The organism is Methylobacterium sp. Leaf117 (genome assembly GCF_001422985.1).
GTDB lineage: Bacteria > Pseudomonadota > Alphaproteobacteria > Rhizobiales > Beijerinckiaceae > Methylobacterium.
Genome location: NZ_LMNL01000018.1, coordinates 1 through 20411, shown reverse-complemented (window position 1 = coordinate 20411; position 20411 = coordinate 1). Strand labels below are relative to the sequence as shown.

Genomic DNA, 20411 nt, shown 5'->3' with positions numbered 1-20411 from the left:
GTGATCGCCGCCGTCAGAGACGTCTTGCCGTGATCAACGTGACCGATCGTGCCGATGTTGCAGTGCGGCTTCGTACGCGCGAATTTCTCTTTGGCCATGATAGCCTCCGTCTGATCTGATGTTGCGTCTGAAGGGGTGCGGGAGGCGCTCCCGTGGGAGCGCCGCCGGCTTTAGGCGTACTTGGCGACGACCTTCTCGGCCTCGCCGCGCGGCACCTCTTCGTAATGGTCGAACTGCATCGTGAAGTTGGCGCGGCCTTGAGAGAAGGACCGGAGCTGGTTCACATAGCCGAACATGTTGGCGAGCGGCACCATCGCGTTGATGACGTTCGCATTGCCGCGCATGTCTTGGCCCTGGATCTGGCCGCGGCGGGAATTGAGGTCGCCGATGACCGAACCCGTATATTCTTCCGGCGAGACGACCTCGACCTTCATCACCGGCTCGAGGAGCACTGATCCGCCCTTCTGGAGGGCTTCACGAAGCGCCGCGCGGGACGCGATTTCGAAGGCGAGAGCCGACGAGTCGACGTCGTGGTAGGCGCCATCGATCAGTTCGACCTTGATATCGACGACCGGGAAGCCCGCCAGGATGCCAGCACCGAGAACCGAATTAAGGCCCTTCTCGACGCCCGGGATATATTCCTTCGGCACAGTACCGCCGATGATCTTCGAGGAGAATTCGAAGCCCTTGCCGGGCTCGTTCGGCTCGACAATGAACTTCACCCGAGCAAACTGACCGGTACCGCCGGTCTGCTTCTTATGGGTGTAGTCGATCTCGGTGCGCTTCGTGAGCTTTTCACGATAGGCCACCTGCGGCTGACCGATATTTGCATCGACCATATAGGTGCGGCGTAGGATATCGACCTTGATGTCGAGGTGAAGCTCGCCCATCCCGCGAAGGATGGTCTGGCCGGATTCCTGGTCCGTGGAGACCCGGAACGACGGATCCTCGGCTGCCAGCTTGGCAAGCGCGATGCCGAGTTTCTCTTGATCGGCCTTGGACTTCGGCTCGACCGCGATCTCGATGACGGGCTCCGGAAACTCCATCTTCTCGAGGATGACGGCGTCCTTCGGATCGCACAGGGTATCGCCCGTGCGGGTTTCCTTGAGGCCGGCCAGGGCGACGATGTCGCCCGTGAAGGCCTCCTTCACGTCCTCGCGATTGTTGGCGTGCATGAGAAGCATGCGACCGACGCGCTCTTTCTTGTCGCGCGACGAGTTGATGACGTTGGCGCCCGACTCGATCTTTCCCGAGTATACGCGGCAGAACGTGATCGTGCCGACGTGCGGATCGTCCATGATCTTGAAGGCGAGCATGGAGAAGGGATCGCTATCTGACGGATGGCGGACGATCTCTTCCTCAGTCTTGAAGTCGAGGCCCTTGATCTCGCCACGGTCTGCAGGAGACGGCAGGTAATCGACAACGGCGTCGAGCAGGGGCTGGACGCCCTTGTTCTTGAACGCCGAACCGCACAGCACAGGGTGGAAGGCACGACGCTGGACGGCCGTACGGACGAGGCGATGCATCGTCTCGGCATCCGGCTCGACACCGTCGAGATAGGCTGCCATGGCGTCATCGTCCATTTCCACACAAGCTTCGACCAGCTTGATGCGGTACTCAGCGGCCTGATCAGCGAGATCGGCTGGAATTTCCGTTTCCGAGAAATCAGCGCCCAGCTTCTCGGACGTCCAGACGATCGCCTTCATCTTGATCAAGTCGATGACGCCCTTGAAGGTCGTCTCGGCGCCGATCGGCAGCTGAAGACACACCGGCTTGCCGGCGACGCGGTCGATGATGTCGGCGACGCACTTGAAGAAGTCGGCGCCGATCTTGTCCATCTTGTTGACGAACACGACGCGCGGCACGTCGTACTTGTCGGCCTGACGCCAGACGGTCTCGGTCTGGGGCTCCACGCCCTGGTTGCCGTCGAGAACGCAGACGGCACCGTCGAGGACGCGAAGCGAGCGCTCCACCTCGATGGTGAAATCAACGTGGCCGGGGGTGTCGATGATGTTCAAGCGCTTGTCGCGCCAGAAGCAGGTAGTAGCAGCCGAGGTGATCGTGATGCCACGCTCCTGCTCCTGCGTCATCCAATCCATCGTCGCGGCGCCGTCATGGACTTCGCCGATCTTATGGGACTTGCCGGTGTAATACAGGATCCGCTCGGTGGTCGTGGTCTTGCCAGCATCGATGTGAGCCATGATGCCGAAATTGCGGTAGTCCTCGATCGCGTGCGTGCGGGGCATCGGATTGCTCCTGAAAGGGTCCGGGTCCGCTTACCAGCGGTAGTGCGAGAAGGCGCGGTTGGCTTCCGCCATCCGGTGCGTATCTTCACGCTTCTTGACGGCGTTGCCGCGATTGTTGGCGGCATCGAGAAGCTCAGCCGACAGCCGCTCGACCATGGTCCGATCGTTCCGGCCGCGGGCGGCCTGGATCAGCCAACGGATGGCGAGTGCTTGGCGACGCTCGGTGCGCACCTCGACGGGGACCTGATAGGTTGCACCGCCAACGCGGCGGGAGCGGACTTCGATCGCCGGAGCGACGTTGTCGAGAGCCGCGCGGAACACCTCGATGGGGTTTGCACGGGCGCGGTTCTCGACGATGTCGAAGGCGCCATAGACGATCCGCTCAGCGGTGGACTTCTTGCCCTCGTACATGATGGAATTCATGAACTTGGTCAGCACGATGTCCCCGTACTTCGGGTCCGGGATGATCTCACGCTTCTCGGCAGAATGGCGGCGGGACATCGCTCGCTCCGTCTTAAACTTGGTCTTCTTGAAACCACCCTGCGCAGGCCACCTTGAACCTCTTCGAGGCCGGCGACATCCTTACAGGGTGCGCGAATATCAATCGTACGTCGCGTGTCGCGCTTACTTCGGACGCTTGGCGCCGTACTTGGAGCGACGCTGCTTGCGGCCCTTGACGCCCTGCGTGTCGAGCACGCCGCGCAGAATGTGGTAACGCACACCCGGAAGGTCCTTCACGCGGCCGCCGCGGATCATCACCACGGAGTGCTCCTGAAGGTTGTGACCCTCGCCTGGGATGTAGCCGATGACCTCGAAGCCATTGGTCAGACGAACCTTCGCGACCTTACGGAGCGCGGAGTTCGGCTTCTTCGGAGTCGTCGTGTAGACGCGGGTGCAGACGCCACGCTTCTGCGGGCAGGCGTCGAGCGCCGGCACCTTGTTGCGGCTCTTTTGCGCCTTGCGCGGCTGAGCGATCAGCTGGTTGATCGTCGGCATGCCAATCCTCTCGAAACGCGTCACCATCGGCGGTGACCGTCGAAATCCAAATCTCGTTGTGGTCAGCCCCGGCATCGCACAAAGCTGTGCGACGAAACGCAAAACCGCGCCCCAGGCTGATCTCAGCCTTTGGCGCGCCGTTGCAAGCAGAGGATCACCTGCATTGAAGCAAGCGATCATGCCGGACTGACACGTGTTAGTTCGTTGAAGTCGGATGCGTCTAGGAAGCCTGGATCGAGGCTCGGCGCCTCACGATCGTTTGCTGCCTACGGCCAGCCGTTCAATGAGGGCCTGATAGAGGTGGATTCGATCCGCGTCAACCCATTCCGTTACAGGATCATGAAGTTGCGTCGTCCTTCGACGCACGAAATCTTCAGTCCGACCGTTCACGAAAAAGGGGCCGCCCATGGGCAGCCCCTTCGTTCCGACGCGATGCGGCGTTCGAGTTATTCCGCGGCGGGCGGCAGCTCCGAGAGGGGCTGAGCCCCGCTCTCGGCGGCCTTCTGCTGCAAAATGAGGTTGTCGCGACGGCGCGCGACAGCCCGGATCTCAGCAGCCATCGAGCCGGTACCCGCCGGGATGAGCGAGCCCACGATCACGTTCTCCTTGAGGCCCTCAAGGTAATCGATCTTGCCGTTGACGGCTGCCTCGGTGAGCACCCGTGTCGTCTCCTGGAACGAGGCCGCCGAGATGAACGACTTCGTCTGAAGGCTCGCCTTGGTGATGCCGAGCAGAACCGGAACACCCACGACCGGCTTCTTGCCCTCGGCAAGCAGCTTCTCGTTGATGTCTGCGAGTTCCGTCCGGTCGATCTGGTCGCCGGTCAGGATGTCGGAATCACCACCGTCGGTGATCTCGACCTTCTGCAGCATCTGCCGGACGATGACCTCGATGTGCTTGTCGTTGATGGACACGCCCTGGAGCCGGTAGACCTCCTGGATCTCGTTGACGAGGTAGGCAGCAAGCTCCTCAACGCCCTTGATCGCCAGGATGTCGTGCGGTGCCGGGTTGCCGTCGACGATGTAGTCGCCAAGCTCGACGACGTCCCCATCCTGAAGGTGGATGTGCTTGCCCTTCGGGATCAGGTACTCGACCGCCTCGGAACCGTCATGCGGGGTGAGCGTCAGGCGACGCTTGTTCTTGTAGTCGCGTCCGAACTGAATCGTACCCGACTTCTCCGCGATGATCGCGGCATCCTTCGGACGCCGTGCCTCGAACAGTTCCGCCACCCTCGGCAGACCGCCGGTGATGTCGCGGGTCTTGGCGGAGTCGGTGGAGACGCGGGCGAGGATGTCGCCGGCCTTCACCTTCGCGCCGGGGTCGTAGCCGATGATGGCATCCACGGGCAGGAAGTAACGGGCATCCGAGCCGCGCGGCAACTTCATCGGTTTGCCGTCGTCGTCGAGCACCAGCATCGCCGGCTTGAGGTCGGCGGTGCGGGCGGTCCCCCGCCAGTCGATGACGACGCGCTTGGCGATGCCGGTCGACTCGTCGGTGGTCTCGGTGATGGACTGGCCGTCGATGAGGTCTTCGTAGGCCACCACGCCGTCCGTCTCGGTGATAATGGGACGGGTATAGGGGTCCCATTCGGCGATGCGCTGACCGCGCTTCACCTTGTCCCCATCGTCGACCCGCAGCTTCGCGCCGTATTGCAGGCGGTGGACTGCACGCTCCGAGCCGTCGGTGCCGACGATGACGACAGCAACGTTACGGCCGGTGGCGATCAGATCTCCATCCGAGTTCCGGGCGAGGGCCCGGTTGCGGATTTTGATCGAGCCTTCGAAGCTCGACTCGATGAAGGACGAGTCGGCGATCTGGGCCGCACCACCGATGTGGAAGGTCCGCATGGTGAGCTGGGTGCCCGGCTCGCCGATCGACTGCGCGGCGATGACGCCGACAGCCTCGCCCATGTTGACGGGCGTACCACGGGCCAGATCGCGCCCGTAGCAAGTGGCGCAGACGCCGCTCTTGGTGGCGCAGACGAGCACCGAGCGGATCTTCACCTCCTGAATACCGGCTGCCTGGATGGCGGGCAGGTGCTTCTCCTCAATGGTTTCGCCGGTCTTGACGATCATGGTGCCATCCTGGGCCACCAGATCTTCAGCCGTGGCACGGCCCAGGATACGGATCGCCAGCGGAGCCACGACCTGGCCCGCATCCACGATGGCGCGCATGCGGATGCCGTTCGTCGTGCCGCAATCGGTCTCGCGGATCACGGCATCCTGCGCCACGTCGACGAGACGACGCGTGAGGTAACCGGAATTCGCGGTCTTGAGCGCGGTGTCGGCGAGGCCCTTACGTGCGCCGTGCGTCGAGTTGAAGTACTCGAGCACGTCGAGGCCTTCCTTGAAGTTCGAGATGATCGGCGTCTCGATGATTTCGCCCGATGGTTTGGCCATCAGGCCGCGCATGGCGGCGAGCTGCTTCATCTGGGCCGGCGAACCACGGGCACCGGAGTGGCTCATCATGTAGATCGAGTTGACCTGCTTGTCGGCGCCGTGCTCGTCCTTCTGCACGGTCGAGATGCGCAGCATCATCTCGGCGGCGAGCTTGTCCGAGCACTTGGCCCAGGCGTCGACGACCTTGTTGTACTTCTCGCCCTGGGTGATCAGACCGTCGTTGTACTGCTGCTCGTAATCCTTCACCAGGGCGCGAGTGTCATCCACGATCGGCCATTTGTTGTCCGGCACAACCATGTCGTCCTTGCCGAACGAGATGCCAGCCTTGAACGCGTGGTTGAAGCCGAGCGCCATGATGCGATCACAGAAGATCACCGACTCCTTCTGACCGCAGTGGCGGTAGACGGTGTCGATCATCGCGGAGATCTCCTTCTTCGTCATCAGCTTGTTGACGACGTCGTAGGGGACGTTCTTGTGCAGCGGCAGAGCGGTCGAGAGGATTACGCGGCCGGGGGTGGTGTCGTAGGTCTTGGTCAGCGGCTCGCCGTCCGGCCCGATGCCGTTCCAGCGCCAGCGGATCTTGGTGTGCAGCTTGACGGTCTTCGCCGCCAGAGCATGCTCCAGTTCGCCGATATTGCCGAAAACGCCCTGCATCGGGTTCTGCTTGTTCGTCGGGTCGAACGCGCCGATGGCGCCCTCGGCGACGATCGACAGGTAGTAGAGGCCGAGAACGATGTCCTGCGACGGCACGATGATCGGCTGACCGTTCGCCGGGTGCAGGATGTTGTTCGTCGACATCATCAGGACGCGCGCCTCCAACTGAGCCTCGAGGCTCAGCGGAACGTGCACGGCCATCTGGTCGCCATCGAAGTCGGCGTTGAACGCGGCGCAGACCAGCGGGTGCAACTGGATCGCCTTGCCCTCGATCAGCTTCGGCTCGAAGGCCTGGATGCCGAGGCGGTGCAGGGTCGGTGCGCGGTTCAGCATCACCGGGTGCTCGCGGATCACCTCATCGAGGATATCCCAGACTTCCGGCTTCTCCTTCTCGACGAGCTTCTTGGCCTGCTTCACCGTGGCGGAGAAGCCCTTGGCGTCGAGGCGCGCGTAGATGAACGGCTTGAACAGCTCGAGCGCCATCTTCTTGGGCAAGCCGCACTGGTGCAGCTTCAGCTCCGGGCCCACCACGATGACCGAGCGGCCCGAGTAGTCGACGCGCTTGCCGAGTAGGTTCTGGCGGAAGCGGCCCTGCTTGCCCTTCAGCATATCGGCGAGAGATTTCAGCGGACGCTTGTTGGCACCCGTGATGACGCGGCCACGGCGGCCGTTGTCGAACAGCGCGTCCACCGCCTCCTGAAGCATGCGCTTCTCGTTGCGGATGATGATGTCCGGCGCTCGCAGCTCAATCAGCCGCTTCAGACGGTTGTTGCGGTTGATGACGCGGCGGTAGAGGTCATTAAGATCGGACGTGGCGAAGCGACCGCCATCGAGCGGGACCAGCGGGCGCAGATCCGGCGGAATCACCGGCACCACGGTGAGGATCATCCATTCGGGCTTGTTGCCCGACATCTGGAAGGCCTCGATGATCTTCAGGCGCTTGAGCAGCTTCTTCGGCTTCAGCTCGGAGGTCGTGGTGGCGATCTCTTCGCGCAGGGAATCCGCGATGCCGTCGAGGTCCAGTTCCTGAAGAATCCGGCGGATCGCTTCGGCGCCGATCATGGCGGTGAAGCTGTCCTCGCCGTATTCCTCTTGCGCGCGCAGGTACTCCTCCTCTGACAGGAGCTGACGCTCCTTCAGGGGGGTGAGGCCCGGCTCGATAACGCAGTAGGACTCGAAGTACAGGATGCGCTCGAGGTCCTTGAGCGCCATGTCGAGCAGCAGGCCGATGCGGCTCGGCAGCGACTTCAGGAACCAGATATGGGCGACGGGCGCGGCGAGCTCGATATGGCCCATGCGATCGCGCCGAACGCGCGCGAGGGTCACCTCGACGCCGCACTTTTCGCAGATCACGCCCTTGTACTTCATGCGCTTGTACTTGCCGCACAAGCACTCGTAGTCCTTGATGGGTCCGAAGATGCGGGCGCAGAACAGGCCGTCACGCTCAGGCTTGAACGTGCGATAGTTGATCGTCTCGGGCTTCTTGATCTCGCCGAAAGACCACGAGAGGATCTTCTCGGGCGACGAGATCGAGATTTTGATCTGGTCAAAGCTCTGGGGCTGAGCCTGCTGGTTGAAAAGATTCATGACCTCTTGGTTCATGATCTACTCCTGCTGACGAGGCGCACCCTCCGCCGAGGGGCTGACCACGTGCTGAAAATGGATGCGGCGCGACGACCGGCCGGATCGTCGCTGACCGTAGAACGGGAGGCCCTGCCCCTCCCCGCTCAGACCGCGCCGGGACTGATCCCGGCGCGGGAGCGTGATGCGGTGGTTATTCGGCCGCCTCTGCGGGCGGCTCGATCTGGTCGTTGGCGAGCTTCTTGGAAGACGTCAGCTCCACGTTGAGGCCGAGCGAACGCATCTCCTTGACGAGCACGTTGAACGACTCCGGAATGCCGGCCTCGAAGGTGTCGTCGCCACGGACGATCGCCTCGTAGACCTTGGTCCGGCCGGCGACATCGTCCGACTTGACCGTGAGCATCTCCTGCAGCGTGTACGCGGCGCCGTAGGCTTCCAGAGCCCAGACCTCCATCTCGCCGAAGCGCTGACCGCCGAACTGAGCCTTTCCGCCCAGCGGCTGCTGGGTGACCAGGGAGTACGGGCCGATCGACCGGGCGTGGATCTTATCGTCCACCAGGTGGTGCAGCTTCAGCATGTAGATGTAGCCCATCGTGACCTTGCGGTCGAAAGGCTCACCGGTCCGACCATCGTAGAGCGTCGACTGGGCCGACCGGTCGAGACCGGCCATTTCCAGCATCTGCTCGATGTCGGCTTCCTTGGCGCCGTTGAACACCGGGGTCGCCATCGGCACGCCGCGACGCACGTTGTTGGCGGCTTCAGCCAACTCGTCGTCGGACAAGCCTTCCAACTCGGACGGCGAGTAGATCGCCTGCATCTCGCCGCGAAGCGGCTCGATGTCCTGGTTGCGCAGGTAGGCGTCCACCGCGAGGCCGACCTTGCGGCCGAGACCGGCCGCAGCCCAACCCAGATGGGTTTCCAGGATCTGGCCGACGTTCATGCGCGAGGGCACGCCCAGCGGGTTCAGCACGATGTCGGCATGGGTCCCGTCTTCCAGGAACGGCATGTCCTCGATCGGGACGATCCGCGAGACCACGCCCTTGTTGCCGTGGCGTCCGGCCATCTTGTCGCCCGGCTGGATCTTACGCTTCACCGCCACGAAGACCTTGACCATCTTCATGACGCCGGGCGGAAGTTCATCGCCGCGCTGCAACTTCTCGACCTTATCGAGGAAGCGCTGCTCGAGGCGCTTCTTCGACTCGTCGTACTGCTTCTGCATCGCTTCCATCTCGGTCATGAGACGGTCGTCGATGACGGCGAACTGCCACCATTGCGAACGCGGGTACTCGCTGAGCAACTCGCGGGTGAGCGTGGTCTCCTTGCGGAAGCCCTTCGGTCCCGCGATGGGAGCCTGACCGATGAGCACCGTTGCGAGACGGGCGTAGGTGTTGCGGTCCAGGATCGCCTGCTCGTCGTCACGATCCTTGGCGAGACGCTCGATCTCCTCGCGCTCGATCGCCTGGGCGCGCTCATCCTTGTCGACGCCGTGGCGGTTGAACACCCGGACCTCGACGATGGTGCCGGTCACGCCCGGGGGAACCCGAAGCGAGGTGTCGCGCACGTCCGATGCCTTCTCGCCGAAGATAGCGCGCAGGAGCTTTTCCTCCGGCGTCATCGGGCTTTCGCCCTTCGGCGTGATCTTGCCGCACAGGATGTCGCCGGCGTGAACTTCGGCGCCGATGTAGACGATGCCGGCCTCATCGAGGTTCTTCAACGCCTCTTCCGAGACGTTGGGGATGTCGCGGGTGATTTCTTCCGGTCCGAGCTTGGTATCTCGGGCCATCACCTCGAACTCCTCGATGTGGATCGAGGTGAACACATCATCCTTCACGATCCGCTCGGAGAGCAGGATCGAGTCCTCGAAGTTGTAGCCGTTCCACGGCATGAACGCGACGAGCACGTTCCGGCCGAGAGCGAGTTCACCGAACTCCGTCGAAGGGCCATCGGCGATGATCTCGCCCTTCTTCACGGCCTCGCCGACGCGCACCAGGGGCTTCTGCGTGATGCAGGTCGACTGGTTGGAGCGCTGGAACTTCTGCAAGCGATAGATGTCGACGCCGGGCTTGTTGGCATCGGCCTCCTCGGTGGCCCGGATGACGATACGGGTGGCGTCCACCTGATCGACGATGCCGGTGCGGCGGGCCGCGATGGCGGCGCCGGAGTCGCGGGCGACCACCGCCTCCATGCCGGTGCCGACGAAGGGCGCATCGGCGCGAACCAGCGGCACCGCCTGGCGCTGCATGTTCGAGCCCATCAGTGCGCGGTTCGCGTCATCGTTCTCGAGGAACGGGATGAGCGCGGCCGCGACCGACACGAGCTGCTTCGGCGACACGTCCATCAGGTCGACGCGATCCGGCGGCACGACGATGACGTCACCGGCGCGACGGCAGACCACGAGATCCTCGATAAGCTTGAAGGTCTCATCCATCTGCGCGTTGGCCTGCGCGACGTAGTACTTCGCCTCTTCCATGGCCGAGAGGTAGGCAACGTCGGTGGTGACGACGCCGTCCTTCACCCGCCGGAAGGGGGTCTCGATGAAGCCGTACTTGTTGACGCGCGCGAACGTCGCGAGCGAGTTGATCAGACCGATGTTCGGGCCTTCCGGCGTCTCGATCGGGCAGATGCGGCCGTAATGGGTCGGGTGCACGTCGCGCACTTCGAAGCCGGCCCGCTCACGCGTCAGACCGCCTGGGCCAAGCGCCGAGAGGCGGCGCTTATGCGTCACTTCGGAGAGTGGGTTGGTCTGATCCATGAACTGCGACAGCTGCGACGAGCCGAAGAACTCGCGCACGGCGGCAGCGGCTGGCTTGGCGTTGATGAGGTCCTGCGGCATCACCGTGTCGATGTCGACGGAGGACATCCGCTCCTTGATGGCGCGCTCCATGCGGAGCAGGCCGAGGCGGTACTGGTTTTCCATCAGCTCGCCGACCGAGCGTACCCGGCGGTTGCCGAGGTGATCGATGTCGTCGATCTCGCCCTTGCCGTCGCGCAGGTCCACCAGTGCCTTGACGACCGCGAGCATGTCCTCGCGACGCAGGGTACGCACGGTGTCCTCGGCATCGAGGTCCAGGCGCATGTTCATCTTGACGCGGCCGACGGCGGAGAGGTCGTAGCGTTCGGAATCGAAGAACAGCGAATGGAACATCGCCTCCGCGGTATCGAGCGTCGGCGGCTCGCCGGGGCGCATGACGCGGTAGATGTCGAACAGCGCGCCTTCGCGGCCGGAATTCTTGTCCACCGCGAGCGTGTTGCGGATGTAGGGACCGACGTTGATGTGATCGATGTCGAGCACCGGCAGCTCGGAGACCCCGACCTCTTCCAGGCTCTTGAGGAGCTTCTCGGAGATCTCATCGCCGGCCTCGGCCCAGATCTCACCCGTCTTCGGGTTGACCAGGTCCTCGGCGATGTACTGGCCGATCAGGTCCTCGTCGGTGGCTTTGAGGAAGTTGACGCCACGCTCGGCGATCTGCCGGGCGTTGCGGGCGTTCAGCTTCTTGCCGGCCTCGAGCACGACTTCACCGGACTCCGCGTCGATCAGGTCGACGGACGCCTTGAAGCCCTTCAGTCGGTCGGCATCATAAGGCACGCGCCACTCGGCGCCGTCACGATCGTAGATCACGCGGTTGTAGAAGGTCGACAGGATCTCTTCGCCGTCAAGACCCAGCGCGAACAGCAGCGAGGTGACCGGCAGCTTGCGCTTCCGATCGATGCGGACGTGGACGATGTCCTTCGCGTCGAACTCGACGTCGAGCCAGGAGCCGCGATACGGGATGATGCGGGCAGCGAACAGGAGCTTGCCCGAGGAATGGGTCTTGCCCTTGTCGTGGTCGAAGAACACGCCGGGCGAGCGGTGCATCTGCGAGACGATGACGCGTTCGGTACCGTTGACGATGAAGGTGCCATTCTCCGTCATCAGGGGCATGTCGCCCATGTAGACGTCCTGTTCCTTGATGTCCTTGACCGACTTCGCGCCAGTATCCGGGTCCACATCGAACACGATCAGGCGCAGCGTCACCTTGAGCGGGGCTGCGAACGTGATCCCGCGCTGCCGGCACTCGTCGACGTCGTATTTCGGCTGCTCGAACGTGTACTTCACGAATTCGAGCAGGGCCGTGGAAGAGAAGTCCGAGATCGGGAACACCGACTTGAACACGGTCTGCAGGCCTTCGTCGCCCCGTCCGCCTTCCGGCTCGTCCATGATCAGGAACTGATCGTAGGATGCCTTCTGAACCTCGATGAGGTTCGGCATCTCGGCGACTTCCTTGATCTTGCCGAAGAACTTGCGAATCCGCTTGCGACCGACCAGCGTGTTGGCCATGGGTGACCTCGCTCCTACGTCCCGCGTACCGGGTGCCCGGGGAAGGCTCTTGCCTCCCGCGACCAGGCGGTGAGCCCGCCCCGCCGGACGACGCCCTCCCGAACTGAAAAACTCGTGGCCCTCACGTGGGCCGGTCGGGTCGCCTGAAGCGACCGTGGCCCACGGGCGTGAACCCGCGGGCCTTCGGTGCCCTCAGGTCCGGATGGACCCGAGGGACGGTGATGGACCGATACGGCCCACCGAAGAGTCTTACTTGAGCTCGACCTTGGCGCCAGCCTTCTCGAGCTGAGCCTTGAGCTTCTCGGCCTCTTCCTTGTTGACGGACTCCTTGACAGCCTTCGGAGCGCCCTCGACGAGGTCCTTGGCTTCCTTGAGGCCGAGGCCGGTGATCGCGCGGACCTCCTTGATGACCTCGATCTTCTTGTCGCCGGCGGCGGTGAGCATGACCGTGAACTCGGTCTGCTCCTCGGCAGCGGCAGCCGGGCCGGCGGCCGGACCAGCGGCGACGGCGACGGCGGCAGCAGCCGAGACGCCCCACTTCTCTTCGAGCATCTTGGCGAGGTCAGCAGCCTCGAGAACGGTCAGCGAGGACAGGTCGTCGACGAGCTTGGCGAGATCAGCCATGTTGGTGTTCCTTTAGATATCGGTTTGAACGGATGGGATGAAAAGAGCGATGCGGCCTCAGGCCGCTTCGCTCTGAGCCTCGTCCTTGTTGGCATAGGCCCCGAACACGCGGGCGAGCTTGGCCGCCGGTGCGTTGACGACCTGGGCGATCTTGGTCGCGGGAGCCTGGATGAGGCCCACGATCTTGGCGCGCAGTTCGTCGAGGGACGGGAGCGAGGCGAGGGCCTTCACACCGTCCGGGTTCAGGGCTGTCGTGCCCATGGCGCCGCCGAGGATCACGAGCTTGTCGTTGGCCTTGGCGAAGTCCACCGCAACCTTGGCGGCCGCGACCGGATCACTGGAATAAGCGAGCAGGGTCGGACCCTTCAGGAGGGGCTTGATGGAGGCGACGTCCGTGCCATCGAGAGCGATGTTGGCGAGGCGGTTCTTGGTGACCTTCACGGTGGCACCGGCCTGCTTCATCTGCGAGCGCAGCTTCTGCATGTCGGCGACCGTGAGGCCCTTGTAGTGGGCCACGACGACGACGGACGTGTTCGCAAACACGCCGTTGAGCGTCGAGACGAGATCAGCTTTGGCTGTCCTGTCCACTGGGGCTCTCTCCGGTTGGCGGAACCCGAGAATGGGTCCGCCGGTTGCACATGCCGCCCGGGACGGAACTCGGCTTAACGAGAAGCCGGAACGTCCTTGGCGACGCTTCACGGCCCTGTCCCCTATCGGCCCCCGGAGCGGGTGGACGATACGGGTGAGATGGTTCAAACCGATTCCTCGTCCTGTCCGCGTCGAGCGAACCGGCCGAGGGGTCTAGAAATTCGGTCTTCCCCGTCTGTGCAGGCTTGGACGATTAAGCCGGTTGCCCGGCACCTGCAGTCTCGGACAGGACATGGCCGGACGAAGCCCCGAAGCGCTTTCGCCCTTCAAAGCCTTCCGGCCATCACCGCCTAGTTGCCCAGGCGATCTCTCAATCGGAATGCGACCGATCGGCCGATTCCTTTCGCATGTATGAAAACGTTGAGGCGGTCTATAGAGCCTTGCAAGCAGCCTGCCAAGAGCCCCGCCGTGAAAAATGAGCGGGGCGTGTTGTTTTCCCTTGACGCCCTCTCGTCACGTCGTCTCGCCCCGTGCGCCCGACGGCGATCCGCCGGGCGGCAACCTCTTCCTAGGTCGGAAGGAACTTGCGGGCCGCGCGCCACCAGGGCTCGCGCGCCGTATTCTTCTGCTCTGCCTTGGCGGCGTAGAACGAGGCGTTGTGCTCGCCCCGCAGCGCTTCCCGGGTGAAGCGGATGAGGTGATGCGCCACGAAGCCCATGTTGAACACGGCCTCGATCTGGCCCCGCTTGAGGGCGTGACCGGCCGCTTTCCAGAACACCCGTCGATAGTCCGACAGCAATCCGACCCGCACCGCGATGTTGAAGCCGAGGACGAGACCCCGGCGTAGATTGGTGCGCGTGAGCTTGCCCTTGATCGGAGTCTTGATCCGGTTCGGGTAGGTCACCTCGACCTGATGGCGGAAGCGCTCGAAGATCTGCGCCGGCTCGTAGGCGTGGGCGATCGCCCGGCGCCAGCTCGCTACCACGTCGTCGTGCGGGCGCTTGAACAACACGTTGGATTCGAGGGCCGCGTCGTGGACGAGGCGGTTTTCACGGGTGAGCCGATCCCAGAGCGGCGTCTTGGGCAGGGCCTGGAGCAGGTTCATCGTCAGCACGGGCACGGCCGATTTGTCGATGAAGTCGATCAGCTTTTGCTCGGACTGGTCGGTGTCGGTGTCTAGGCCGAGGATAATGCCGGAGGTCACCTCGAGGCCGAAGCTGTTGAGGATCTCGATCGCCTCGTACATCGGCACGGCGGCGTTGTGCTTCTTGTCGATGCCCGCGAGGGCGTCCTCCTCCGGCGTTTCGATGCCGACGAAGACGGTCATGAAGTTGGCCTGGCGCATCAGCTCGAGGATGTCGGGCTGCTTGGCCATGTTCAGGGTCGCCTCGCAGGCGAACTGAAGCGGATAATCGTTCTTCTTCTGCCACGCCACGAGGTGGGGCAGCATGTCCTTCGTGGCCTTGCGATTGCCGATGAAGTTGTCATCGACGAAGTACACCACCGCCGGGTGGCCAGGCTGGGCGATGATGGCGTCGAGTTCGCCGAGCATCTGCTCGGGGGATTTGAGGCGCGGCTGGCGGCCGTAGAGCTGCGGGATATCGCAGAACTCGCAGCGATAGGGGCAGCCGGAGGAGAACTGCAGCGATCCGATGAGGTAGCGCTTCAGGGGAGCCGCCTCGTAGGCGGGGGCCGGGAAATCCGAGAGCGGAAGCCGCTCCTTCGTCTCCAGGCGCACCTGCGCGGCCGGGATCGACACGTCGCGGTCGAGGATCGCCACCAGATCGTCGGTGGCGTCGCCGATCTCACCGAGATGCAGGTAGTCGAATTCGGGGTACTGCTCCGGCGAGCCGGACACCGAGGGACCGCCCAGCACCGTCACTTTATTCGCGGCGTGGGCGCGGGCGTAGATGTCCCGGATCTGCGGGGCCTGGATGTGCATGCCCGACACGAAGACCGCATCGGCCCAGGCGAAATCCGCTGGGCCGGCTCGGGCGATGTTCTCGTCGATGAACCGGTACTCCCAGGCCTCGGGCATGTAGGCCGCGATCAGCAGGAGCCCCTGTGGCGGCATGAAGGCCTTCACGCCACCCATCAGGGGATAGGCGTGAGAGAAGGTCCCGAAGGACGGCGTGTAGGCAGGAAAGACGCACAGGATGCGTCGCTTCGAGTTGACGGAGAGGGTGCATCGCATGACTGCATACCTAGCACAGGCATCCACGAAGGCGTCACCCTCGCATGTTGTTTTCTCGCGTGTTTGCTTCGGCCCGGACGACCATCCGTCACAGTCGGCGCTTCCCCTCACGGGCCTTTGAACGGAGTCGACGCCGTCGCACCGGTTTCGCGGCCCCCGAAGGCCGCATCACCCGCCGGCCGGAGGGCTACTCGACCTGGGAGTCCTCGCCATCGAGGGCGAGTTGCCGAAGGATCTGGAGCGCGATCGTGAGCTTCGGGATGGTGGGCGAGCCGAGCGCGAGGCGGACGCCGTCGGGCGCCGTCGCGGGGTCGATGGCGAAGGCGCTCGCCGGCGAGACCGCGACACCGCGGCGCGCCGCCGCCGCGGCGTAGCGCTCGGCATTCCAGGCGCCGGGAAGTGTCAGCCAGAGATGGTAGGCGCGTGGGTCTCCCTGAACGTCGAGGCCGGTCAGGATCTCGCGGGCCAGAGCTTGTCGAATCGCCACGTCCGCCCGCTTCGCCTGCCCAATGCGGCTCGCAAGGCCGTCTTCGATGACCTGAAGGGCCATCGCGAGCGGCAGGCCGCTGGCGGTCCAGGCTCCGTTGCGGATGGTGCGCGCCAGCGGTTCGACCAGGGCAGAGGGTACGGCGAGAACGCCGAGGCTGAGCCCAGGGGCCAGCCGTTTCGACAGGCTGTCGACCACGATCACCCGATCCGGTGCGAGGGCCGCCAGAGGCTCCTCGTCGCACAGGAACCCGTACACCGCGTCCTCGATGCAGATGATGTCGTGCCGGTCGAGCAGGCGTGCGACGTCCTGCCGGCGTCGGGCATCCATGGTGTGCCCCAGGGGACTGTGCAGCACAGTCTGAAGGTAGAGGGCCCGCAGCGGTCCGGCGCGGTGTGCATCGGTGATCGCGTCCGGCCGTACGCCCTCCCCGTCCATCGCCAGCGGAACCAGGGTGAGGCCGAGGCGAGCCGCCATGCCCTTGACCACCGGATAGGTCAGGGCTTCGACCCCGATCCGGTCGCCGGGGCGGGCCAAGGCCATCAGTGCGGCGGCGATTCCCTGTCGTCCCGCTCCGGTGAACAAGATGCGCTCGGGCTCGGCCGACCAGCCGCCGCGGCGGAAGAAAGCCGCCGCAGTGGCGCGCGCCTGCGGTGTCGCGCTGGCACGGAGCGGCGGGAACGTGGCTTGGAGCGCCGCCGGACGAAGAAGTGCGGCTAAGCTCGCCGACAGATCTGCAGCCTGCGTCGGCAGGATCGAGAAGACATGCTCGAGATTGATCAGGCCGTCGTCGGTATCCTGCGGGGTGTCGCCTAACGGAGCTCCAGACATGCGGATGAAGGTGCCACGTCCGACCTCTCCGGTGACGAGGCCGCGCCGCGTCAACTCGGCATAGACCCGACTCGCGGTCGAGACCGCAATGCCACGCTCATAGGCGAACTGGCGCTGTGGCGGCAGTCGGGCGCCGGGAGGCAGGCTGCCCGCGGCGATCTCGGCCGCAATCCCGTCGGAGATGGTTCGGTAATCCGTCACGCTTAAATTGCCCCGAGTGCAATTCTATAATTGAATCGATTTATATTCGGATCAATAAGATCGCGTGCAGCGATGGAGATGCCCGTGACGACGAACACAAGACCGCCTCCGCTAGGCTCATTCTGCCTGTTCCGGCACCTAAATCCAGGCACTTCCGAGAGTATAGGGCATCTCGCAAGACCCATGGCTCTGCTAAGGACGTGGCGCCGTCGTTCTCAGGGGCGCAAGACAATCCGTCAGTTGTCCTCGGAGCAAATGATCGAACTCGATCTCGATCCTGTCGTCCTGCGCCAAGAGGGCCGCAAGCCATTCTGGCGGAAGTGAGTGCAAACGAAAACGCCCGGCCGCAGGGGCCGGGCGTTTCCAACGTTTGGATGCACGCGCGCGTGGATCAGGCGGTGAGGACCGTCGACGGCTCCACCTTGACGCCAGGACCCATGGAGGAGGTCACGGCGACGCGCTGGACGTACTGGCCCTTGGCGCCGGCCGGCTTCGCCTTGGACACCGCGTCGGCGAACGCCTTGATGTTCTCGACGAGCTTATCGGCGTCGAAGGAGACCTTGCCGATGCCGGCGTGGATGATGCCGGCCTTCTCGACGCGGAACTCCACCGAGCCGCCCTTGGCGCCGGCGACGGCACCCTTCACGTCCATGGTGACGGTTCCGACCTTCGGGTTCGGCATCAGACCGCGCGGGCCGAGCACCTTGCCGAGACGGCCGACGAGCGGCATCAGGTCGGGGGTCGCAATGCAGCGATCGAACTCGATCTTGCCGCTCTGGACGATCTCGAGCAGGTCCTCGGCGCCCACGATGTCGGCGCCGGCGGCCTTGGCCTCGTCGGCCTTCGCGCCGCGAGCGAACACCGCCACCCGCACCGTCCGGCCGGAGCCGTTGGGCAGGTTGCAGACGCCGCGGACCATCTGGTCGGCGTGGCGCGGGTCGACGCCGAGGTTCATCGAGATCTCGACGGTCTCGTCGAACTTGGCGCTGGCCTTCTCCTTCACGAGCTTGATCGCCTCGTCGATGGGATAGAGCTTGAGCGCGTCGATGCCCTCGCGGGCGGCGCGGATGCGCTTGCCTTCGTGTGCCATTGTGCCCTCCCCTTAAGCGACGACGTCGAGGCCCATGGCCCGAGCGGAGCCACGGATCATGGCGACGGCGGCGTCAACCGAGTCGCAGTTCAGGTCGGGCATCTTCTTCTCGGCGATCTCGCGCAGCTGCGCCTCGGTCACCTTGCCCACGGTCGGGCCCTTGCCCGGAGTCTTCGAGCCGGAAGCCGGCTTCTTGCCGATCTTCAGGCCGGCAGCCTTCTTGAGGAAGAAGGTGACCGGCGGCTGCTTCATCTCGAAGGTGAAGGAGCGGTCCTGGTACGCCGTGATGACGACCGGGATCGGGGTCCCCTTCTCGATCTGAGAGGTCTTCGCGTTGAAGGCCTTGCAGAATTCCATGATGTTGAGGCCGCGCTGACCGAGCGCGGGGCCGATGGGCGGCGACGGGTTCGCGGCGCCTGCCGGAACCTGAAGCTTCACGTAGCCCGTGATCTTCTTTGCCATAGGGACTGCTCCCAAAGAATGCCCGCTGTCCGGCTGGCCTCAGCGCGAACGATACGGGCGGTTGCAGGTCGCGGTTCGGACCGTCGACCCCGGCGGCGAACCGGGCGGGCCTCCCGCGTGTGACACCGCTGCGAAGAGCGGTGGTTTCGCGTCCAGCTCTAGGCCGAACGAAAGGGTGTGACCGATCTCGGACGATCGACCGAAAACGAAGCGATCAGATCTTCTCGACTTGGCCGTATTCCAGCTCGACCGGCGTCGCGCGGCCGAAGATCGAGACCGCGACCTTGAGGCGCGAGCGGCTCTCGTCGATTTCCTCGACGGTGCCGTTGAACGACGCGAACGGACCGTCGGAGACACGAACCGTCTCGCCGATCTCGAAGGAGACGGAGGGCTTCGGACGGTCGACGCCCTCGGCAACCTGGCCCTTGATGCGCTCGGCCTCGGCATCCGGGATCGGAACCGGCTTCGACTTGTCGGCACCGAGAAAGCCCGTCACCTTGGGCGTGTTCTTGATCAGGTGATAGACTTCGTCGGTCAGGTCGCACTTCACCAGGACGTAGCCCGGGAAGAACTTGCGCTCGGCATCGACCTTGCGGCCGCGCCGGACCTCGACGACCTTTTCGGTCGGGACCATGACCTCGTCGAACAGCTCCATCAGGCCACGCTGGGCCGCCTGATCCTTGATGGACTGCGCGACCTTGTTCTCGAAATTCGAGTAGGCGTGGACGATGTACCAGCGCTTCGACACGGTTCTCACCAAATCCTGACGTCAGTCAGCCCGGGCGCCGCAGGGCGCTCGGGCCGAGAAGTGATTTTAAGCGCCGACCCCGAGGATCAGGGTCACGAGATAACGCAGCGCCTGATCCACCACGGTGAAGAAGATGCTGGCCACCACCACCATGATGAACACCATCACGGTGGTCACGACGGTCTCCTTGCGGCTCGGCCACGTGACCTTGCGGCCCTCGTCGCGAACCTGGGTCAGGAACTCGGCCGGTCCGACACGCTTCGGGGTCGGGCGGGCGGGCGGTGTCGCCCGCGGGGGCGTCGGCGTGGCGGAGCCGCGCTGCGGAGTGCGCGCGAGGTCCACTTTCTTCGATGCTTCGTTCGATGCCATGGCGCCAACAACAGGGAGATCGGCCCGAGCTTCGGGAAAGCGCGATGCGGCGGCTCCGGAGGGAGCCAGCATCGACGGCCTTCATCGATCTCGGAAGGCGACCGCTCTAACGCAAGTCGCCGGGCTTGTCGACTACGCCCGACCGGACTTCGCGGATGAACGATCAGCTCGAAGGCACGGGGATGGGAGGGTCGACTGGTTTGACGCGGCCAGTTGGCAAAATCCAAGTGGCAGGAGTGGAGGGACTCGAACCCGCAACCTCCGGTTTTGGAGACCGGCGCTCTGACCAGTTGAGCTACACTCCTACGCGAGGGACAAGTCCTTCGCCGCGGCGCTGCTATAGACCGGTCGCCGTGGCTCCGCAATGGTCAAACTGCGCGGTCGACAAAGATCCTTCGCCGTCTCGATTGCAGGCAGTCGGCAGGTGCCGACGCCGGCTAAAGCGCGCACGGCGCCCCGGACGAAACCGGAGCGCCGTGCTTGGCGTCATATCAGGCGGCCGCTCGGGCCGACCGGATCAGGACTACTCGTTGATGGCGGCGACGACGCCGGCGCCGACGGTGCGTCCGCCTTCACGGATGGCGAAGCGCAGCTTCTCTTCCATGGCCACCGGCACGATCAGG

General features: G+C 64.2%; 14 protein-coding genes, 1 tRNA gene and 1 pseudogene. All 16 read right to left on the bottom strand.

Annotated features, from left to right (window positions below):
* The coding region (locus ASF57_RS25690) for a GTP-binding protein (protein ID WP_156375624.1) at positions 1 to 98 on the bottom strand (98 nt) is incomplete at its 3' end.
* Between the two features lie 72 nt (positions 99 to 170).
* Positions 171 to 2246 (bottom strand): elongation factor G, encoded by a 2076-nt coding sequence (gene fusA / locus ASF57_RS11265; RefSeq protein ID WP_056483278.1) that lies wholly within the window; start codon positions 2244 to 2246, stop codon positions 171 to 173.
* Positions 2247 to 2276: 30 nt separating this feature from the next.
* Positions 2277 to 2747 carry a 30S ribosomal protein S7 gene (rpsG, locus tag ASF57_RS11260; RefSeq protein ID WP_056183508.1) on the bottom strand — a complete coding sequence of 157 codons (471 nt, stop codon included), beginning with the start codon at positions 2745 to 2747 and terminating at the stop codon, positions 2277 to 2279.
* A gap of 123 nt (positions 2748 to 2870) precedes the next feature.
* On the bottom strand, positions 2871 to 3242 hold the full coding sequence (rpsL, locus tag ASF57_RS11255; RefSeq protein WP_018044234.1) for a 30S ribosomal protein S12: 372 nt from the start codon (positions 3240 to 3242) through the stop codon (positions 2871 to 2873).
* Between the two features lie 446 nt (positions 3243 to 3688).
* Entirely contained in the window at positions 3689 to 7897 is a 4209-nt protein-coding gene (gene rpoC, locus ASF57_RS11250) for a DNA-directed RNA polymerase subunit beta' (RefSeq protein ID WP_056183506.1), read from the bottom strand.
* A gap of 172 nt (positions 7898 to 8069) precedes the next feature.
* Complete coding sequence (gene rpoB / locus ASF57_RS11245; protein WP_056483275.1) at positions 8070 to 12194, bottom strand: DNA-directed RNA polymerase subunit beta; 4125 nt, start codon at positions 12192 to 12194, stop codon at positions 8070 to 8072.
* Between the two features lie 249 nt (positions 12195 to 12443).
* Positions 12444 to 12818 (bottom strand): 50S ribosomal protein L7/L12, encoded by a 375-nt coding sequence (gene rplL / locus ASF57_RS11240; protein WP_056183502.1) that lies wholly within the window; start codon positions 12816 to 12818, stop codon positions 12444 to 12446.
* Positions 12819 to 12875: 57 nt separating this feature from the next.
* A complete protein-coding gene (rplJ, locus tag ASF57_RS11235; RefSeq protein ID WP_056183499.1) occupies positions 12876 to 13406 on the bottom strand; it encodes a 50S ribosomal protein L10 in 531 nt (176 codons plus the stop codon).
* A gap of 568 nt (positions 13407 to 13974) precedes the next feature.
* Positions 13975 to 15600 carry a B12-binding domain-containing radical SAM protein gene (locus tag ASF57_RS11230; RefSeq protein ID WP_056483272.1) on the bottom strand — a complete coding sequence of 542 codons (1626 nt, stop codon included), beginning with the start codon at positions 15598 to 15600 and terminating at the stop codon, positions 13975 to 13977.
* A 187-nt stretch (positions 15601 to 15787) separates the two neighbouring features.
* Entirely contained in the window at positions 15788 to 17119 is a 1332-nt protein-coding gene (locus ASF57_RS11225; protein ID WP_056483268.1) for a PLP-dependent aminotransferase family protein, read from the bottom strand.
* A 391-nt stretch (positions 17120 to 17510) separates the two neighbouring features.
* Complete coding sequence (gene rplA / locus ASF57_RS11220) at positions 17511 to 18209, bottom strand: 50S ribosomal protein L1 (protein WP_056183492.1); 699 nt, start codon at positions 18207 to 18209, stop codon at positions 17511 to 17513.
* 12 nt (positions 18210 to 18221) lie between these two features.
* Positions 18222 to 18671 (bottom strand): 50S ribosomal protein L11, encoded by a 450-nt coding sequence (gene rplK, locus ASF57_RS11215; protein ID WP_018044245.1) that lies wholly within the window; start codon positions 18669 to 18671, stop codon positions 18222 to 18224.
* A gap of 214 nt (positions 18672 to 18885) precedes the next feature.
* Positions 18886 to 19419 (bottom strand): transcription termination/antitermination protein NusG, encoded by a 534-nt coding sequence (gene nusG, locus ASF57_RS11210; RefSeq protein ID WP_056183491.1) that lies wholly within the window; start codon positions 19417 to 19419, stop codon positions 18886 to 18888.
* A 66-nt stretch (positions 19420 to 19485) separates the two neighbouring features.
* Positions 19486 to 19788, bottom strand: coding sequence for a preprotein translocase subunit SecE (gene secE / locus ASF57_RS11205; protein ID WP_056483265.1), 303 nt, complete (start codon positions 19786 to 19788; stop codon positions 19486 to 19488).
* Between the two features lie 228 nt (positions 19789 to 20016).
* Positions 20017 to 20093: transfer RNA gene (locus tag ASF57_RS11200), tRNA-Trp, on the bottom strand.
* A 218-nt stretch (positions 20094 to 20311) separates the two neighbouring features.
* Positions 20312 to 20411: pseudogene (locus ASF57_RS24700) on the bottom strand (elongation factor Tu); the annotation flags it as partial.

Bases quoted from the DNA above. Each gene is read 5' to 3' on its own strand.
- fusA (WP_056483278.1), bottom strand. From the start codon at position 2,246: ATGCCCCGCACGCACGCGATCGAGGACTACCGCAATTTCGGCATCATG.
- rpsG (WP_056183508.1), bottom strand. From the start codon at position 2,747: ATGTCCCGCCGCCATTCTGCCGAGAAGCGTGAGATCATCCCGGACCCG.
- rpsL (WP_018044234.1), bottom strand. From the start codon at position 3,242: ATGCCGACGATCAACCAGCTGATCGCTCAGCCGCGCAAGGCGCAAAAG.
- rpoC (WP_056183506.1), bottom strand. From the start codon at position 7,897: ATGAACCAAGAGGTCATGAATCTTTTCAACCAGCAGGCTCAGCCCCAG.
- rpoB (WP_056483275.1), bottom strand. From the start codon at position 12,194: ATGGCCAACACGCTGGTCGGTCGCAAGCGGATTCGCAAGTTCTTCGGC.
- rplL (WP_056183502.1), bottom strand. From the start codon at position 12,818: ATGGCTGATCTCGCCAAGCTCGTCGACGACCTGTCCTCGCTGACCGTT.
- ASF57_RS11230 (WP_056483272.1), bottom strand. From the start codon at position 15,600: ATGCGATGCACCCTCTCCGTCAACTCGAAGCGACGCATCCTGTGCGTC.
- rplA (WP_056183492.1), bottom strand. From the start codon at position 18,209: ATGGCACACGAAGGCAAGCGCATCCGCGCCGCCCGCGAGGGCATCGAC.
- rplK (WP_018044245.1), bottom strand. From the start codon at position 18,671: ATGGCAAAGAAGATCACGGGCTACGTGAAGCTTCAGGTTCCGGCAGGC.
- secE (WP_056483265.1), bottom strand. From the start codon at position 19,788: ATGGCATCGAACGAAGCATCGAAGAAAGTGGACCTCGCGCGCACTCCG.